The 17,860-nt window shown below is 69.3% G+C and carries 14 protein-coding genes; 7 read left to right on the top strand and 7 right to left on the bottom strand.

What is annotated here, in order from left to right; genetic code table 11:
- The gene (locus ACWEOO_RS37775; protein ID WP_452147129.1) at window positions 1-1,794 is read right to left on the bottom strand and encodes an exo-alpha-sialidase; all 1,794 of its coding nucleotides are present in this window, start codon (window positions 1,792-1,794) and stop codon (window positions 1-3) included.
- Window positions 1,795-1,921: 127 nt separating this feature from the next.
- On the opposite strand from ACWEOO_RS37775, the gene ACWEOO_RS37770 reads away from it, so the two are divergent.
- Complete coding sequence (locus tag ACWEOO_RS37770; protein ID WP_452147128.1) at window positions 1,922-2,542, top strand: bifunctional 4-hydroxy-2-oxoglutarate aldolase/2-dehydro-3-deoxy-phosphogluconate aldolase; 621 nt, start codon at window positions 1,922-1,924, stop codon at window positions 2,540-2,542.
- A 184-nt stretch (window positions 2,543-2,726) separates the two neighbouring features.
- Window positions 2,727-3,710 (top strand): sugar kinase, encoded by a 984-nt coding sequence (locus ACWEOO_RS37765; RefSeq protein WP_452147127.1) that lies wholly within the window; start codon window positions 2,727-2,729, stop codon window positions 3,708-3,710.
- A 116-nt stretch (window positions 3,711-3,826) separates the two neighbouring features.
- Here ACWEOO_RS37765 and ACWEOO_RS37760 read toward each other — a convergent pair whose 3' ends face one another.
- The 4 genes from ACWEOO_RS37760 to ACWEOO_RS37745 all read right to left on the bottom strand — a co-directional run bounded on the left by ACWEOO_RS37760 (window position 3,827) and on the right by ACWEOO_RS37745 (window position 9,166).
- Window positions 3,827-4,138, bottom strand: coding sequence for a hypothetical protein (locus tag ACWEOO_RS37760; RefSeq protein ID WP_452147126.1), 312 nt, complete (start codon window positions 4,136-4,138; stop codon window positions 3,827-3,829).
- 39 nt (window positions 4,139-4,177) lie between these two features.
- A complete protein-coding gene (locus ACWEOO_RS37755; RefSeq protein ID WP_452147125.1) occupies window positions 4,178-5,638 on the bottom strand; it encodes an ATP-binding protein in 1,461 nt (486 codons plus the stop codon).
- Entirely contained in the window at window positions 5,638-7,299 is a 1,662-nt protein-coding gene (locus ACWEOO_RS37750; protein ID WP_452147124.1) for an FAD-dependent oxidoreductase, read from the bottom strand. The genes ACWEOO_RS37755 and ACWEOO_RS37750 overlap by 1 nt, the downstream gene beginning before the upstream one ends.
- 103 nt (window positions 7,300-7,402) lie before the next feature.
- Window positions 7,403-9,166, bottom strand: coding sequence for a chitinase (locus ACWEOO_RS37745; protein WP_452147123.1), 1,764 nt, complete (start codon window positions 9,164-9,166; stop codon window positions 7,403-7,405).
- A gap of 91 nt (window positions 9,167-9,257) precedes the next feature.
- Between ACWEOO_RS37745 and ACWEOO_RS37740 the strand changes: the two genes are divergently transcribed.
- Entirely contained in the window at window positions 9,258-10,034 is a 777-nt protein-coding gene (locus ACWEOO_RS37740) for a class I SAM-dependent methyltransferase (RefSeq protein WP_452147122.1), read from the top strand.
- 143 nt (window positions 10,035-10,177) lie between these two features.
- Complete coding sequence (locus ACWEOO_RS37735; protein ID WP_452147121.1) at window positions 10,178-13,168, top strand: S8 family peptidase; 2,991 nt, start codon at window positions 10,178-10,180, stop codon at window positions 13,166-13,168.
- A 10-nt stretch (window positions 13,169-13,178) separates the two neighbouring features.
- Here the strand turns inward: ACWEOO_RS37735 and ACWEOO_RS37730 are convergent, their stop codons facing one another.
- Together ACWEOO_RS37730 and ACWEOO_RS37725 are read right to left on the bottom strand one after the other, a co-directional pair.
- Window positions 13,179-13,934, bottom strand: coding sequence for a hypothetical protein (locus ACWEOO_RS37730; RefSeq protein WP_452147120.1), 756 nt, complete (start codon window positions 13,932-13,934; stop codon window positions 13,179-13,181).
- A gap of 74 nt (window positions 13,935-14,008) precedes the next feature.
- The gene (locus ACWEOO_RS37725; RefSeq protein ID WP_452147119.1) at window positions 14,009-14,353 is read right to left on the bottom strand and encodes a hypothetical protein; all 345 of its coding nucleotides are present in this window, start codon (window positions 14,351-14,353) and stop codon (window positions 14,009-14,011) included.
- Between the two features lie 166 nt (window positions 14,354-14,519).
- On the opposite strand from ACWEOO_RS37725, the gene ACWEOO_RS37720 reads away from it, so the two are divergent.
- From ACWEOO_RS37720 to ligD, 3 genes are read left to right on the top strand one after another with little or no spacing between them, the layout of a single operon-like run.
- Window positions 14,520-15,677: a helix-turn-helix domain-containing protein gene (locus ACWEOO_RS37720; RefSeq protein ID WP_452147118.1), complete on the top strand. Its 1,158-nt coding sequence runs from the start codon at window positions 14,520-14,522 to the stop codon at window positions 15,675-15,677.
- Window positions 15,678-15,726: 49 nt separating this feature from the next.
- Window positions 15,727-16,836 (top strand): branched-chain amino acid aminotransferase, encoded by a 1,110-nt coding sequence (locus ACWEOO_RS37715; protein ID WP_452147117.1) that lies wholly within the window; start codon window positions 15,727-15,729, stop codon window positions 16,834-16,836.
- Window positions 16,837-16,871: 35 nt separating this feature from the next.
- On the top strand, window positions 16,872-17,837 hold the full coding sequence (gene ligD / locus ACWEOO_RS37710; protein ID WP_355698583.1) for a non-homologous end-joining DNA ligase: 966 nt from the start codon (window positions 16,872-16,874) through the stop codon (window positions 17,835-17,837).
- Window positions 17,838-17,860 lie beyond the last annotated feature (23 nt).

The raw sequence follows: 17,860 nt of genomic DNA, 5'->3' as shown, positions 1-17,860 counted from the left end.
TCACCCCAGGGGCAGATCGAGGACGGCGTCGGGCACCGAGGTGCTGTTGGCGGTGCGGATGCTGTTCAGCTCGGTCGCGGTCAGGGCCCGTTTGTAGATGCGGACCTCGTCCATCGAGCCGTCGAAGTGGTGTGCTCCGTCGAGGCGCTGCCCGACGTACATCTTGAACGGACGGCCGGGGCTGACCGAGCCGGTCGGCGCCGTGACGCTCGCGGCCTGGGTGCCGTCGACCCAGATCGAGAGCGTGCCGGCCTTGCGCTGCAGAGCGACGTGATGCCAGGCGTTGTCGTTGTAGGCCTTCGTCGTCTGTACGGCGGCCGTGGCGCCGCCGGTCGTGATCAGGCCGCGGATACGACTGTCCGCGGGTTCGGCGCGGAGCCAGAACTGGGAGAACTCGTTGATCCCGTAAGCCCAGAAGATCGCCTGATTGGCCGTGCTCGCGCCGTACTTGATCCAGGCCATCGCCGTGAAATCACCCGCGTTGGTGGCCAGGGACTCGGCGAACGGCAACTGGATCGCGTCGTCGACACCGTCCAGATCTCGCGCCTGGCCGAACTTTCCGGTCACTGCCGTCGTTCCACCGCGCAGGTAGCTGGCGTTGCCGTAGCCCGAAACGTCCGGGGTGGTCGGGCCGAGGGGCGCGTCGGGGTGGCCGATGTCGTTCTCGGTGAAGCGTGCGAAGCGGATCTGGTCACGGGCGTCGACCGAGCCGCCCTCGTAGAGCAGGCCGATCTCGCCGGTGTCGAGGATCGCCAGGTCGGAGTAGCCGGACCAGTCGCTGGTGATCCTGGTGCCCTCGGCAACGGTCTGCCAGGTCTTGCCCTCGTCGAAACTGGACCGGATCGTCATGTACCGGCGCCGGTCCGGGTCGGCCGGTGCGGCGAACAGGATGCGGTTGTACTTGTCGCCTCGGTCCACCGCCCTGAGGCGCTGCAGCGAACCTTGGACGACCGGCGTCGTCAGGCCCGCGACGGTGGCGAACGGCGCGGTGAACGTCTGACCGCCGTCGTTGCTCACCGCGGCCATCCGGCTCGCTCCCGACGTACCGGCGTTGTTGCGCGCACCGGCGTACACCCCGCCGTCGACCTTCTCGACGACGCTGATCTCCTGCGGCGTGGCGTCCGACCGCAGATCGGTCGCGCCTTTGTGCCAGGTCACGCCGTGGTCGTCGCTGTACACGAGCTGGCCCGCGTTCTGCCCGGCGCCGTTGTCGTAGTTGGTGCCGGCGACGAAGCGGCCGGCGTGGGCGCCGCGGGTCAGCTGGATGCCGTGCACGGGGCCGGTCGCGTACCAGCCCCAGGCCGGGTCGTCGATCTGGTCGCCGATGTTCTGCGCCGTACTCCAGGTCTTCCCGTCGTCGTCGCTGAACTGGACGTACGGCGTGCGCGGGCGGCTCGTCGTACCGGGGTCCATCGTGCTCAGCAGCACGATCCGGCCGGTCTCGTAGTCGACGATCGGCGCCGGGTTGCCCCGCGTGGCGACCGCGTTCGGGTCGGTGTCGGTGCCGGAGAGAACAGTTTGGGTCGCCGACCAGGTGCGGCCGTCGTCCTCGGACCGGCGCATCACCAGGTCGATCTCCTGGGAGTCCGCGCACCACGCGCGGCGGGCCTCGGCGAACGCGAGCAGCGTGCCGGCCTTGGTCTTCACGATCGCGGGGATGCGATAACAGCCGAAGCCGGCGTCCCCCTTGTCGAACAGTACGGTCTGGGTCACGGCGGCTTGGGCGGCGGGCGGTGCCGGGACGACGAGCGCGGCCAGCGCGAGCGCCGTCACGAGGGCTTTGAACCTAGGCATGAGCGGATGCCTCCTGAAAGTAAACAACGGGGCGGTTGTTCACTTCGAAATTTAGCCACACATTCGGCGTCCACGCCAGAGCTCATGGGACGTCCTATGTCTACGCTGATCACATAGGTTGGAGAACATGGACCTGCTGGGAGAACTCCGGAGCCGGAAACTGCTCGCGATCGTTCGCGCCGACGGGGCGGAGACCGCACTCGCCTGCGTCCAGACCCTCGTCGAGGCCGGCGTCACCGCGCTCGAGGTCTCGCTCACCACGCCGGGCGGGGTCGAGGCGATCGCCCGGGCACGGTCGCAGTACGACCCGGACATCCTGATCGGCGCCGGCACCGTCGTCACCGCCGAGCAGGCCGACGAGGTCGCCGCCGCGCGGGCCGACTTCACCGTCACGCCGGCGATCACCCGCGGCGCACACCGCTCGGTCGAGCTCGGCCTGCCGCTGCTGTGCGGCGCCCTGACCCCCACCGAGGTCGTCGCCGCACTGGACCTCGGCGCCACCGCGGTCAAGATCTTCCCGGCCAAGGTGCACGGCCCCGGCTACTTCTCCGAACTCCGGGCTCCCCTTCCCGACGCTCCCCTGATCGCCGTCGGCGGCGTGGACGCGCAGTCCGCCCCGAAGTACCTGGCCGCCGGGGCGCTCGCGGTCGGCGTCGGATCCCCCCTCCTCGGCGACGCAGGCACCGGCGGCTCACTGTCAGAGCTAGCGATCCGCGCCGCCAGGTTCCGCACCGAACTCAACATCTGACCCGCCTCGACCAATTTGCCTGGCCGACCAGCCAATTTGCCTGGTTGACCAGGGAGATGCTGGGTTCTGCACCCTGAATACCGGTGTACAACCCGGCATTTGGCTGGTGGACCAGGCACATGTGACGGGTGCGGAAGTGGACCGGCCTTCGGGGATGTCGCGGAGTAGTGAACGGAGTAGTGGAATGACGGACTTGCTGACCATCGGCGAGACGATGGTCTCGGTGCGGACCGCGCGCCCGATGCGGCTCGGCGGCGACGCGCACCTGTCGATCGCCGGCTCCGAGAGCAACGTGGCGATCGGCGTCGCGCGCCTCGGGCACGACGTCACGTGGCTGAGCGCCGTGGGCAACGACGAACCGGGGCGGCTGATCCAGCGCACCCTCCGCGCCGAGAACGTCGGCACCCGGATCCGGTTCTCCGACGAGGCGTTCACCGGCTTCATCGCGTTCGACCAGCCGTCGCACGACATCACCCGCGTCAGCTACCACCGCCGCGGCTCGGCCGCCTCCACACTGACCCCTGAAGACACCACCGAGGCGATCACCGCCCTGTCCCCGACCCTCCTCCACATCACGGGCATCACCCCTGCCCTCTCAGACACAGCCCGCGCCGCGACCCTCGCGGCCGCGCGCATCGCGTCCGCGGCCGGCATCCAGGTCTCCCTGGACGTGAACTACCGAGCCCGCCTGTGGTCCCGCTCCGCAGCGGCCGCCGCTCTGCGCGAGCTCCTCCCCCACATCCACACCGTCTTCGCCTCCGACGACGAGCTCGACCTCCTCACCGACGCCGCCGACCCTGTCGCCGAACTACTCCAGTCCGTCGACACCGTCGTCGTCACCGCCGGCGGCAAGGGCGCCTGGTCCCACACCAAGCCCACCCCGACCGACGCACTGTCCGAGCCCACCCCCGTCGTACCGCCGTTCGAGGTGCAAACCATCCACAGCCCGGCTCTTGCGGTGACCGCCGTCGACAGCATCGGCGCCGGCGACGCCTTCGTCTCCGGCTACCTGTCGGCGACCCTCGACAACCTCTCCCCCGAGGAGCGCCTCACCCGCGCCACCACCTCCGGCGCCTTCTGCGTCACGGCGTACGGCGACTGGGAATCCCTCCCCACCCGCGAAGACCTGACCCTCCTGACGCACACCCAGGGCACCGCCCTCCGCTGACCCGCACCACCCGCATCCGCGACGATCAGCCAGGCGGAGACCAGAACTGGTGGGCTGAGACAGGTAATAACAGGTCCCCACCCACCATTGCTTGTCTCCGGTTCGCGGCCGCGGGGTCAGGTGTCGTCTTCTACCGGGAAGAGGATCGGGCTGAGGAGGTAGCGGGATCTGCCGGGTGCGGCCTCGTTGGACAGCGCCGGGAGGATCGCCGCGCGCATGCCCTCGATGAGCTGGTGGAGTTCGGCCTCGGTCAGCCAGATCCCGTGCTGGCGGTACCCGACGAGGTCCGCGACCGGATCGGCTCCCTCACGATCGACGTACGCGTTGAACTCCGCGCGCCGGCCCGTCGACGATGGCCGACTACCAGAGCGCCGGCCACGTGGACCAGGCCGCGCTCTCGGCGATCCTCGATTGGTTGCCGTAGGCAACACCGCTCCCCACCGCGGCGGTGGGGAGCGGTGCGTTGCTCAGGACAGCAGTGCCGGGTCCGATTCGAGTTCTCGCTCGGGCTCCAGCGGGAGGACGATCTTGAAGACCGTGCGGCCGGGCTCGGACTCGACGCGCAGGTCGCCGTGGTGTTTCTTGACGACGATCCGCCAGGAGATGTCGAGGCCCAGGCCGGTGCCTTCGCCGATCGGCTTCGTGGTGAAGAACGGCTCGAAGATGCGGCGCCGGATCTCCTCCGGGATCCCCGGTCCGGTGTCGCCGATCTCGACGACCGCATACGCGCCGTCCCGGCGGGTGCGCAGTGTCAGTGTCCCGGATCCGCCCATCGCGCTGACCGCGTTGTCGATGATGTTGGTCCACACCTGGTTGAGCTCCGCGGCGTACGCCGGGATCGCGGGCAACTCGGGGTCGAAGTCCTTGACCACCTCGTAGCCCTGCAGCTTGCCCGACATCATCACCAGCGTCGACTTCAGCAGCTCGCGCAGATCGACGGTCTGGTACGGCGCGCGGTCGATCTGCGAGTACTGCTTGGCGGCGCCGACCAGCGTCGAGATCCGGGTGACCGAGTCGTCGATCTCGTTCATCAGCGACTCGGTGTCGATCGTGTACATCAACCACCGCACCGCGCCCTCGAGGTACTTCGGCCCAACCACCTCGAGCACATTCTCCATCCACGGCACGTCCAGGCCCGCGGACGCCAGCACCGGCGCCACGTCCCAGCTCGCCTGGACGTCGTGGTCGTCGAGCCAGTCCGTCAGCGTGTCCTCGCGGTCGGACAACTCCAGCGGCGGGATGTCCTTGTCCTTGGTCTTGTCCAGCCGCTCGACCGCGTCGTCCTGGAGCGCGACGATCTGGTGCAGCTTGGTCGCGTCGAGGGTGCCGTCGGCAAGCATCGCGAGCTTCGACCGCATCCCGGACACCCGCTGCCGCAGGGTCGCGGCCGCCCGGACCGCCGCGGCGGCCGGGTTGTTCAGCTCGTGCGTCAGACCGGCCGACAGCGAGCCGAGGGCGAGCAGCCGCTCCCGCTCACCGAGCGTCTCGTTGGTCCGCCGCATGCCCATCACGAAGCCCTCGATCAGGTGCACCGCCATCGGGAACCAGGTGTTCATCATCGTCGCCATGCTCTCGGCGCTGATGACGTAGAACTCCGACGGCTCGGTGACCAGCATCGTCGCGGTGTACGACTTGTGGTCGGCAGCACCGAAGAACGCGTTGAACGCGCCGGCGTACACACCACGCTGCCGGGTCCGGTTGATCTCCACCAGCTCGCCGTGCGACCGCTTGCACAGGCGAAGCTCACCCGAGAGCAGGACGTAGCAGCAGGTCGCCTCGTCGCCCTCGTTGAAGACGGTCCCGTCGTGCACGTCCTCGACGTGCCCGGCGTCGGACAGCCACTGGAGCTGCTCCTCGGTGAGGCTCTCGAAGAGGAACAGCGTGCGCAGCTCGTCGGGCGTCAGCCGCTTCACCGCTTGGTCGGTCATCAGAGCATCTCCAGGTATCGGTGCACCAGTGTCACGGCCATCGCCCCGTCACCGACGGCCGAGGCGACGCGCTTCACCGACTCGGCCCGCACGTCACCCGCGGCGAACACGCCGGGCATGCTCGTCTCCAGGTGGTACGGCTCCCGCTCCAGCGGCCAGCCCGGCGGTCTGCCGCGCAGGTCCGGTCCGGTGAGCACGAATCCTCGGTCGTCGCGGAGCAGGTCACCGGGCAGCCAGTCCGTCCGCGGCGCCGCGCCGATGAACACGAACATCCATTCCGTGTCCACCTCGCGCTTCTCCCCGGTCTCGCTGTTCAGCAAGGTGAGGTGTTCCAGGTGCTCCGAGCCCAGACAGGAAACGACCTGCGTGCAGGTGTGCACCTCGATGTTGTCGATCTGATCGATCTGGTCGATCAGGTACGACGACATCGTCGCGGTGAGCGATGGTCCACGTACCAGCATATGCACACGCTTGGCATGCCTGGAGAAATAGACCGCGGCCTGACCCGCGGAGTTCGCCCCGCCGATGATGTACACCTCGGCACCGGCGCAGGCCGGACCCTCGGTGGTCGCCGAGCCGTAGTAGATGCCGCGGCCGCACAGGTCGTCGACGCCGGGGGCCTGCAGCGTCCGGTACGAGACGCCGGTCGCCAGGATCACCGAGTGCGCCGAGATCTCGCTCCCGTCGGCGAACCGCAGCCGGCGCGCGTTGCCGAGCGTCTCGAGCCCCACGACCTGCCGGGTCGTCAGCAGCTCGGCGCCGAACCGGACCGCCTGCCGCCGGGCCCGGTCGGTCAGCTGCGCACCGGACACCCCGTCCGGGAAGCCGAGGTAGTTCTCGATGCGGCTCGACTGGCCGGCCTGACCACCGGTCGCCAACTGCTCGACCAGCACGGTCCGCAGGCCCTCGCTGGCGCCGTACACCGCCGCACCGAGCCCGGCGGGGCCGCCGCCGACCACGACGAGGTCGTAGAAGTCCTTCGCCGGGGCTGTCGACAGACCGACCTTCTGGGCCAGCTCGGCCTCCGACGGCGCGACCATGACCGTGGCGTCGGGCGTGATCACGACCGGCAGCGTCGTCCCGTCGACGTCGGCGGCGTCGAGCAGCCGCTTGGCCTCGTCGTCGTCGACGTTCAGCCAGCGGTAGGGCACGGCGTTCCGGGCGAGGAAGTCGCGGGCCGCGAACGACGGCGCCGACCAGCGGTGCCCGATCACCCGGGTCTCGTCACCGGACGGCTCCGGGGTCGACCGCCACAGGTCGAGCATCGCGTCGACCACCGGGTAGAGCTTCTCCTCCGGCGGGTTCCACGGCTTCAGCAGGTAGTGGTCGAGGTCGACCACGTTGATCGCCTGGATCGCGGCGTCGGTGTCGGCGTACGCCGTCAGCAGCACGCGCCGGGCGAGCGGGAACAGGTCCATCGCGGCCTCGAGGAACTCGATGCCGGACATCTGGGGCATCCGGTAGTCGGCCAGCAGCAGCGCGACGGGCTCACCCCGGAGCTTCAGCTCCTTCAGCGCGTCGAGCGCCTGCGCCGGGTTCTCCGCCCGGACGATGCGGTTCTCCTCGCCGTACCGACGGCGGAGGTCACGGGCGATCGACCGGGAAACGCCGGGATCGTCGTCCACGGTGAGGATCACCGAGCGGGTCGTTGACGCTGTCATGACTCCTTCATACCAGCGACAACGTACAAACCGGGATCGGTAATCCACAGGCCCGTGCCCGGTTCGCGAGGGGCTGATTCGCGAACCGGGCGCGAGGGGCGGCCTACGGGAGAGCGTCGAGGTACGGCGCGTGGCTGTTCCGGAACTCCCAGTTGTAGTAGTGGTCCCAGTTGATCGACCACGTCATCAGCCCGCGGAACCCTGGCGAAGGACCGCCGCGGAGGCTGTAGCCGCCGCAGTTCTGGCCCTTCACCAAGCAGTCGAGCGCCGTGTGCACGGCTGCCGGGGCGGTGTAGCCGTTGCCCGCGCTGACCGCTGCCGGGAGCCCGAAACCGATCTGGTCGTCGCGCAGCCCGGGGAACGTCTGGCCGGTGTTCGCCACCGGGAAGCCCGCCTTGACCATGTCGGTCATCGCGATGTGGAAGTCCGCACCGCTCGAGTCGGCACCGCCCATGGTGTGGTACTGGTTGTCCAGCCCCATCACGGGACCGGAGTTGTAGTCCTGGACATGCAGCACGGTCAGCGAGTCCCGCAGCGCGTGGATGACGGGCAAGTACGACCCGGTCCGGTTGTCGCCGCCGCTGGAGCCGCCGTAGAACTGGTAGCCGACCTGGACGAAGAACGTCTCCGGCGCCATCGTCAGCACGAAGCCCGCGCCGTACTTCGCCTTCAGTGTCTTCAGCGCCGAGATCAGGTTCACGATCACCGGAGTGGTCGGGTTGCGGAAGTCAGTGTCACCGGCGTTCAGATAGAGCGAGTGCCCTTCGAAGTCGATGTCGAGCCCGTCCAGGCCCCAGCGGTCGATGATCGCGCTGACCGAGCTGACGAACGCGTCGCGGGCCGCGGCGGTGGTCAGCTGCACCTGCCCGTTCGCACCGCCGATGGAGATCAGGACCTTCTTCCCGGCGGCCTGCTTGGCCTTGATGGCTGCCGCGAAGTCGGCGTCGCTCTCCACGTTCGGGCACTCGCCGGCCGGACACCTGTTGAACCTGATGTCACCAGAGGTCACCGACGTCGGCTCGCCGAACGCCAGATTGATGATGTCCCACTCCTCCGGCACATCAGCCATCCGCACGTACCCGGACCCGTTGGCGAAGCTCGCATGCAGGTAGCCGATGAGCGCGTGCTTCGCCAGACCGGTGCTCGTACAGCCGGCCGTCCTGCCAGTCACAACTGCTGACTTGGCCGACTCGCCAGAGCTGTTGTACGCCGTCACCGCGTACGAGTGACTGCTGCATGTCTGGAGTCCGCTGACGGTGGCTGTGGTTCCTGTGACGGTCTGCACGACTGACGCGCCTTCGTAGACGCGGTAGCCGGTGACAGTGCCCGTGGCAGCCGGCCAGCTCAGCGAGACGGACGAGGTGGTCGAGTTGGTGACGGTCGGCGTACCAGGGGTGCTCGGCGCACCCGGCGTACCGCCCGGACCGTCCAGGGCGAAGTCGTCGGCCTGGTACGCCGGCTGGCCGTACCAGCCGTGCACGTAGATCTGCGCGGACGTCTGACTCGCACCTGTCGTGAACGACACGCTCAACTGGGTGAAGCTGGCGGCGGACGGCGTCCAGGTGGACGAGCCGCCCGTCACCCCCAGGTACACGTACGAGCCCCGCACCCAGGCCGACAGCGTGTACGCCGTGTTGGGCTGCACCGCCACGGTCTGGCTGCACTGCGCGTAGTCCGAGCCGGTGACGGCACCGTTCAGCGCATAGCCGCCGCTGCGGACCGGAGTACTCACGACTGAACCACCCGAGCAGTTCCAGCCGCTCAGGGAACCGGACTCGAAACCCGGGTTGGACAGGATGTTGGCGGCCTGCGCCGGGATCGTGATGCCGGCCAGCAGGACTCCCAGAACCACGGCAAGCCATCGCATAGCCATTTAGTAGAGACGTTCCATAATCGTGGGTCAATGCGTCGCGGAGGCGGATACCCGACGGTGTCGGGAACCGGCCTAGGGTGACGGGGTGAGCGACTTCGACTGGGGCAAGGGCAGCTACGAACCGACCGCCGCGGACCTGTTGCCCGCGGCCCGGGAGCTGGTCACGGCAGCACGGATCCAGCCCGGCGAGCACGTGGTCGACGTCGGCGCGGGCACCGGCAACGTCGCCCTGCTCGCGGCCGGCCCCGGCGCCCGCGTGACCGCGGTCGAACCGGCCGCCCGCCTCCGCGAGGTGATCGCCGAGACCGCCCTCGACCGCGACCTGACCGTCGTCGACGGCACGGCCGCCTCGATCCCGATGCCCGATGCGTCGGCCGACGCGATCCTGTCCAACTTCGCGGTCATCTTCGCGCCGGACCCGGCCGCCGCGGTGGCCGAGCTCGCCCGGGTCGCGAAGCCGAAGGGCCGGATTCTCCTGACCAGCTGGCAACCCGGCGTCCTCAGCCAGCTCGTCGGCGTCGTCATCGCCGCGCTCCGCGAGGTCACCGGCGGCGTCGACATGGGCACGCCGTTCAACTGGCACGACCCGAACGCCCTGTCCGACCTGTTCGCTCCCCACGGCTTCACCGTCTCCAGCAGGACACTCGAGCTCGACGTGGTGACCTCGTCCCCCGCCGAGTACTGGGAGACCCGCATCGCCACCCATCCCCTCGGCATCGAGACCCTGCCCGTTCTGGAGAAGGCCGGTCGGCTGGACGAAGTACGCACCCGCGTCCTGACCATGCTCAACGAGAACTGGACGACGTCGACCGGTGAGGTGCGGCTGAAGGCGCAGTACCTGCTGGCAACCGCGGTGCGCTGACTGGCAGGTTTTCGCCAGCGGCTAGTTGAAGCCAAAACCGTGTGGTCGGGGCGGTCGATTGGCAGGCTCTTCGGCGTCCGAGCTCGGGGGCGGGCGGCCGGGGCTACAGCCACGGCCAGGACTACATGCCGTGGAGGCATCACGTGAACCATCCCAACCTGCGTCGGCGCGCCGCTCTGCTGGCAGGCGCCGCGCTGATCACCACCGCCTTGGTGGCTCCACCAGGCTCCGCGACGCCCGGAACGGACGCGCCGGCCGGCAGCCGTCTCACCTTCGCGCCCGGGCGGTACGTCGTGACGCTGGCCGACAAGCCGCTCGCGACGTACCAAGGCGGCGTGACCGGGCTGAAGGCCACCAAGCCGACGGCCGGTCGCAAGGTCGAGGTCAACAGCACCAGCGGAAAGGCGTACCGCGCCTACCTGACCGGCAAGCACGCGCAGGTCGCGGCCGCGGTCGGCGCGAAGGTGGACCAGAACTACTCGACCACGCTGAACGGCTTCGCCGCCTCGCTGACCTCGAAGCAGGTCAACCAGCTCACCAAGACCGCCGGTGTGGTGTCCGTCGTCCCCGACCAGCTGCACGTCGCCCTGGATGACCGCAACCCGACCGACTTCCTCAAGCTGTCCGGCCAGACCGGCGTCTGGAACAAGCTCGGCGGCAAGGCGACCGCGGGCCAGGGTGTCGTCGTCGGCGTGGTCGACACCGGCATCTGGCCGGAGAGCGCGTCTTTGTCCGGCCCCAAGCTCGGGACCGAGGCGCCGACGAGCACGGACCCGTACCGCCCGTACCTGTCCGGCTCGACGACCGTGATGGAGAAGGCCGACGGCGGCACCTTCACCGGCAGCTGCGAGACCGGCGACGGCTTCACCGCCGACCTGTGCAACACCAAGCTGATCAGCGCGAAGTACTTCGGTGAGGGCTGGCTCAGCCTGGTTCCGCCGGAGCGCCGCGCCGACTACGTGTCGCCGCGCGACGGTGAGGGTCACGGGACGCACACCGCAACGACTGCGGCCGGCCGCGCCGACGTCGACGTCCAGCTGGGAGGCCGTGACCTCGGTACGGTGACCGGCGTCGCACCGGCCGCCAAAATCGCCGTCTACAAGGCCCTCTGGTCCGGCAAGGGGCCTAACGACTCGGGCGGTTTCACGTCCGACATCGTCGCCGCCATCGACCAGGCAGTGGCCGACGGCGTCGACGTCATCAACTACTCGGTGGGCTCGATCTTCGAGTCCCCTGCCACCGACCCGATCCAGCTGGCGTTCCTGTCCGCCGCATCGGCCGGCGTCTTCGTCTCCGCGGCCGGCGGCAACTCCGGTCCGGACGCGTCGACCCTCGACAACACGTCTCCGTGGGTGACCACGGTCGGAGCCACCACCGTCGCCCCGTGGAACGGGACTGTCGTGCTGGGCAACGGCCAGAAGTACTCCGGCGTCAGCACGACCGTCTCGTCGCCGACCGGCAGCAAGCCGTTCGTCAACGGAGTTGCGGTCAAGAAGGACGGTGTGAGCGACGCGGACGCACTGATCTGTCTGGCGAACACCCTCGACCCGGCCAAGACTGCCGGCAAGATCGTCGTGTGCGACCGCGGTATCAGTGCCCGCGTGGACAAGTCCGCCGAGGTGCAGCGCGCCGGTGGCGTAGGAATGGTGCTGCTCAACCTGTTCGACCAGGACGTCGTCGGCGACTCCCACGTCGTACCGACTGTGCACCTCAACACCCCCGGGGCGCTGTCGGTGAAGTCGTACGCCACGCAAGCCGGTGCCACCGCTGAGCTCGTCCCTGGCAACCAGACCAGCACGACGACGCCGTACCCGCAGATGGCCGACTTCTCGTCGCGTGGTCCTTCTCTGCAGAGCAACGGCAACCTGTTGAAGCCTGACCTGGCCGCACCGGGCGTGAACGTGCTGGCCGCGGTAGCGCCGCCTACCAACGGCGGACAGAGCTACGCGTTCCTCTCGGGTACGTCGATGGCCGCACCGCACGTCGCGGGTCTGGCAGCGCTCTACCTGTCGAAGCACCCGGACTGGTCGCCCATGGCGGTCAAGTCCGCGCTGATGACGACCGCTGGGAACGTGCTGACCTCGACCGGCGCTGTCAACACCAACCCGTTCGACGCCGGCGCCGGTGAGGTCCAGCCGTCGAAGATGCTGGACCCCGGCCTCGTCTACGACTCGGGTGACACGGACTGGCTCGGCTACTTGGAAGGCACTGGTGTCAAGACCGGCACCGGCGTACCTGCCATCAGCCCGAGCAACTACAACGCTCCCTCGATCGCGGTCGGCCAGCTGCTGGGTACGCAGACCATCACCCGCCGGGTGACCGCTGTGACCCCGGGTCTGTACCACGCGACCGTGTCCGTGCCGGGCATGAAGGCCGTGGTGACGCCGTCGATCCTGAACTTCACCAAGGCCGGCGAGACCAAGTCGTTCACGGTGAAGCTCACCCTGGACAGCGGCGACTCCGGTACCTCGACCAACGGCTGGCTGACCTGGCAGGGCGCAGGCAAGACCGTCCGTAGCCCGATCGTCGTCGTACCGACGTCCGTCCTCGCTCCGACCGCTGTGTCCGGCTCCGGCGCGTCCGGCTCGGCGTCGTTCACCGCCACCGTCGGCAAGGCCGGCGTACCGATCCGCTCGTACGGCGTCGTGTCGGCTCCGCTGGTGCCCGGTGCGGTACCGGCCGGTGCCGCGGACGCTGATCTGCCCGACTACCCGGTGACTGCGACCTCGCAGACCAAGGCGGTGCAGTGGAACATCAAGACCGTGGACCCGGCCGGCAGCATCTGGCTGGTGCTTTACAAGGTCGTGAACGGTCAGATGCAGTTCCTGTCGTTCGTCGGTGACGGTTCGAACCAGGCGTCCGCCAGCGTGCCTGCACCGACGCCGGGCGTATGGGGCGTGCTCGCGATCACCCTGTCCAACCCGCCGGGCGCGAGCACGACGGAGTACACCATGCAGACGAACGTCGTGACCGCCTCGTCCGGCAGCTCGCTCAAGGTGACACCTCCGGTGGCACCGGCCGCGTTCAAGCCGTTCCAGGTGACGGCCTCGTGGTCCGGCCTGCCGACCGACAGGCGCTCCACGGGCTTCGTCGAGTTCCCGAACCGGGCCGGGACAGTAGTGACGATCAACTGATCCAGCTATTTCAGATCCAGCGCCGGCGGGCGGCCTGAACGCCCGCCTGGAACCGGGTCTGCGCGCCGAGAGCATCCATCAGCGCGCGGACCCGGCGCTGGGTCGTCCGGGGGCTGATCCGCAACCGCCGGCTGATCATGTCGTCGGTGGCTCCACCGGCCAGCAGCATCAAGATGTCCCGGTCCGGGGCCCGCAGCTCCGTGACATCACCGTTGGCCTCCAGCTCCGGCATCGGGACGGCCAGGCCCCACAACATCTCGAACATCGCGATCAGACCGTCGAGCAGACCCGACGACCTGATCAGCAGGTGCGACTCCGCGGGCGCCCGCTTCGTCAGCGCCACCAGTGCCATGTTGTCGTCGCCGAGCACCATCTTCATCGGCATCTGCGGCAGCACCCGGCTGACCTCACCGGCGGCCCGCAGCTCCGGCAGCAGCGCCATCACCTCGTCGGACTCGAACACCTCGAACCCGTAGATCGCCCGGTACACCAGGCCGTCGGCCAGCCGGTCCAGCTCGAGCTTCTGTTGCGCCGCGGGCGGCGCCGAGTACGGCGGGCGGTCCAGCGCCCGGACCTGGACGCGGCAGCTGTACTGCATCTCCTCGTAGGCCCGGAGCAGCGTCGGCCCGTCCTCGATCAGCTCGACCTGGTTCCCGTCCAGCACCGGCTTCCCACGAGCCTCCCGCAACTCGTCGGCCACCAGCCGCAACCGAGCGACCTGAGCGTCCAGTTCGTCCAGCGGATCCACCACCGCACCGTCCGCCACCCGCATCACCCCTCAACGACCCAACCCAAACCACCTCACACTAAACCGCGTCAAGTAAGTGCGGACACGATGTCTCACGGGCCGCAGTCCAGACAGGGCCACGGACGGCCGCACCGCGAACAGCGACCGTCAGGAGCCGGCGCAGGCAGCCAGACCACCCGCTCCGGTGTCTCGGGAGGCGGTGCGGCGGGACGGACCGGCGGCGGGTCGAGCCAGTGCAGACAGGTGTCGCCGTCGTCGGCGTGAACCGCCAGCAGGGACTCGATGCCGTCCCAGGTCGAGGTGCTCGACCAGCGGCCGAGCCACCTGACCGCGACCGCACCATCGGACCACTCCGCGCCTTCCGCGACCATCCGGGGGCCAGGGGCGGCGGGGCGGACCAGACGGAAGAGGCGAGCCTGTCGCTGCAGCGTGTTCACCTGCCCAGGTTCGCCCAGAACGCAGTGCAAACAACAGGTGTGGGCTGTGGGCTGTGGGAACAGCCCACAGCCCACATGTCCTTGTTTTCCACGGTTTTTGTCGGCGAGGGCTTGTAACTTCTCCGGCACGCACCACATGAGCTCGAAGCGCGAACGGGGTGATCCTGTGACCGAGACATCCACCGAGACATCCACCGAGACATCGATCGAGACATCGTTCGGTCCGCTGCTGCGGCAGTGCAGGCAGGCGGCCGGGCTGAGCCTGCGCCAACTGGCAGCACGTGTCGGCTACGACCACAGCTACCTGTCACAGGTGGAGCGCAGGCAGCGGCCGGGCTCTGCGGACCTGGCGCGACTCTGCGACCAGGAGCTCGGCACCGGCGGCCGGCTGTCCGCCACCTTCGAGCGAAGGCCCGCCCGCGCGGCTCAGCTCCGGCCGGAGGCCGACCCGTTGGAGACTGCCTGGCGCGGACTGGCCGCGACGCTCGGCGCCGGCGGCCCGATGCCCGGCGATCACCGCAGCGTGCCACCGGCTTCGCTGCTCCCTGACCTGGTGCGGCAACTGCACGGCGCCGCCCAGGCGGAGGCAGCCGAGCTGGGAATGCTGATCGCCGAGACCCTGACCAGGCTGGACGAGCGAAGCACCGCGAGGCGGTGGTGGTGGGCTGCCCGTGCGACTGCGGACAGCCTCGGCGACGGCCCGCTACCGGCAGTGGCGCGCGCCAGGGAGACGATCATCGGCCTGGCCGAGCGGCGTCCGTTGACGGAGTTGCTGCAACTCGCGGACGAGTCGGTCGCGCTTGATCGACAAGCACCGGGCGCGGCCGGCTGCGCGCCACTGACAGCGCGAGCCCTGGTGCTCGCCGAGCTCGGCCGGACTCACGAGGCCCAGCAGGCACTCCAGGAGCTCATCGGCGCCGGCGACGAGGTCCTGCGCGCAACGTCACAAGCACAGCCGTACGAATTGCATTGGGCCGAAGGGCGCGTCTGCACCGCGCTGGGGTACGGCGTGGCGGGCTGCGTCCTGCTCGAGCGCGCCAGAGAGCTCTGTCCGGAGAGCTGGATCGGTGAGCGCGCATGTCTCGACCTGAGCCTGGCCGAGTGCCTTGTCGTCGCCGGCGAGGTCGCCGCAGGCCTGGCCACGGCGCTCCGCGTCCTGGTCGAGCTGCCCGACGAGTGGCACGACACCTTGGTGTTCGACGCCGCCGACCGGGTCCTGCGCGTCGTACAGGCAGAGCCCGGCGCGGCCGAGCTACGACGGCTGCTGGCGCGGCCGGTGCACCGGAGTGGCCGAAGTGTGGGCATCGGTTCGAGCCGGAGGTGACAGCGGGAGTAGCGTGCGGCGAGTGACAGGTGAACAGCGGACAACCGTAATGACAGACGCGTGGGACTTCGCGGTCGAGCTGCGCCCCGATCCGGCCAGTGCGGAGGCTCGGGCGGCCGTCCTGGCCAACCCGGCGTTCGGACAGTCGTTCACCGACCACATGGTCGTGGCCAACTGGTCGCTGGACCGCGGCTGGCACGACGCGAAGGTCACGGCGTACGCACCGCTGTCGCTCAGCCCGGCGGCTGCTGTCTTCCACTACTCGCAGGAGATCTTCGAGGGCCTCAAGGCGTACCGGCACGCGGACGGCTCGGTGTGGGCGTTCCGCCCGGACCGCAACGCCAGGCGGTTCACCGCGAGCGCGGAGCGGCTGGCGCTGCCGCAGGTGCCGGAGGACGAGTTCATCGCGGCCCTGCGCGCACTGGTGACCGTTGACGAGGCCTGGGTGCCGTCCGCCGACGACGGCGAGACCAGTCTGTATCTCCGGCCGTACATGATCGCCACCGAGGCCGTCCTCAGCGTCCGGCCCGCGCACGAGGTGCTGTTCGGCGTCATCGCCTCCCCCGCCGGCCCGTACTTCGACACCGGCCCCAAGCCGGTCTCCATCTGGCTGACGACCTCGACCGTCCGCGCCACCCCGGGCGGGACCGGCGCGGCCAAGTGCGGCGGCAACTACGCCGCCAGCCTGGCCGGACAGGCCGAAGCGATGGCGAACGGCTGCGATCAGGTCGCGTTCGTCGAGGCGGTCGAGCACAAGTGGCTCGAAGAGATGGGCAGCATGAACATGTTCTTCGTGTATGCCGACGGCCACATCGCCACCCCGGAGCTGTCCGGCTCGATCCTCGAAGGCGTCACCCGCGCCTCGGTCCTCGAGCTCGCCGCCGATCTCGGCCACCCGGTCGAGGAGCGCCGGATCGCCGCCGACGAGTGGCGCGACGGCGTCCGCAGCGGCGAGATCACCGAGGTCTTCGCCTCCGGCACCGCTGCGGTCATCACCCCGATCGGCCGCGTCGCCTGGCCCGACGGCGACCTGACCATCGGCGACCACTCGGTGAACCACGGCGTCGGGCCGGTCACCACCAAGATCCGCAGCACGCTGCTCGACGTTCAGTACGGCCGGATCCCCGACACCCGCAAGTGGCTCACCCGCCTGACCTGATGCCGATTGTCCCCGGCGCCGGTTAGGTTGACGTCATGGCCGAGTCCAAGGGGAAGTCTCCGGCGATCGAGCTCGAGGTCGGGGAACGGACGGTCCGGGTGTCCAACCCGGACCGGGTGTACTTTCCGGCGCACGGCGAGACCAAGCTCGACCTGGTGAAGTACTACTTGTCGGTCGGGGACGGGATCGTCAACGCGCTGCGGGAGCGGCCGTGCATGCTGCACCGGTTCCCGGAGGGGGTGTCGGGTGAGAAGGTGCACCAGAAGCGGCTGCCGCACGGCGCGCCGCCGTGGATGGAGACGGTCCGGGTCACGTTCCCGCGGTACAACCGGACCGCCGACGAGCTGTGCGTGACCGAGATCGCCCACGTAGCCTGGGCGGTGCAGATGTCGACGGTCGAGTTCCACCCGTGGAACTCGCGGCGCGCCGACACCGAGAAGCCGGACGAGTGGCGCATCGACCTCGACCCGATGCCCGACTGCCCGTTCGACCGGGTCCGCCGGGTCGCGCACACCGTCCACGAAGTACTCGACGAGCTCGGCGCGGTCGGCTATCCGAAGACGTCCGGCGGCAGCGGCATCCACATCTACGTCCGCGTCGAGCCGGCGTACGGCTTCTCCGACGTACGGCGGGCCGCGCTCGCGTTCGCGCGGGAGGTGGAGCGGCGGGCGCCGGACGACGTGACGACCACATGGTGGCGCAAGGACCGCGACCCGAAGAAGCTGTTCGTCGACTACAACCAGAACGCCCGCGACCACACGATCGCCTCGGCGTACTCGGTCCGCGGCAACCCCGAAGGCACGGTCTCGACCCCGATCCGCTGGGACGAGATCGACGACGTGAACCCGAAGGACTTCACGATCCGTACGGTCCCGCAGCGGTACGCCGAGCTCGGCGACCTGCACGCCACGATCGACGACGACGTCTACTCGCTCGACACCTTGATGGAGTGGGCCGAACGCGACGAGCGCGACGGCGCCGAGGCCCCGCCGGAGGACTAGAAGCGGGCCTCGGACCTGGGCCA

Source organism: Kribbella sp. NPDC004138 (genome assembly GCF_053603655.1).
This window is presented reverse-complemented; position numbering and strand designations above follow the sequence as displayed.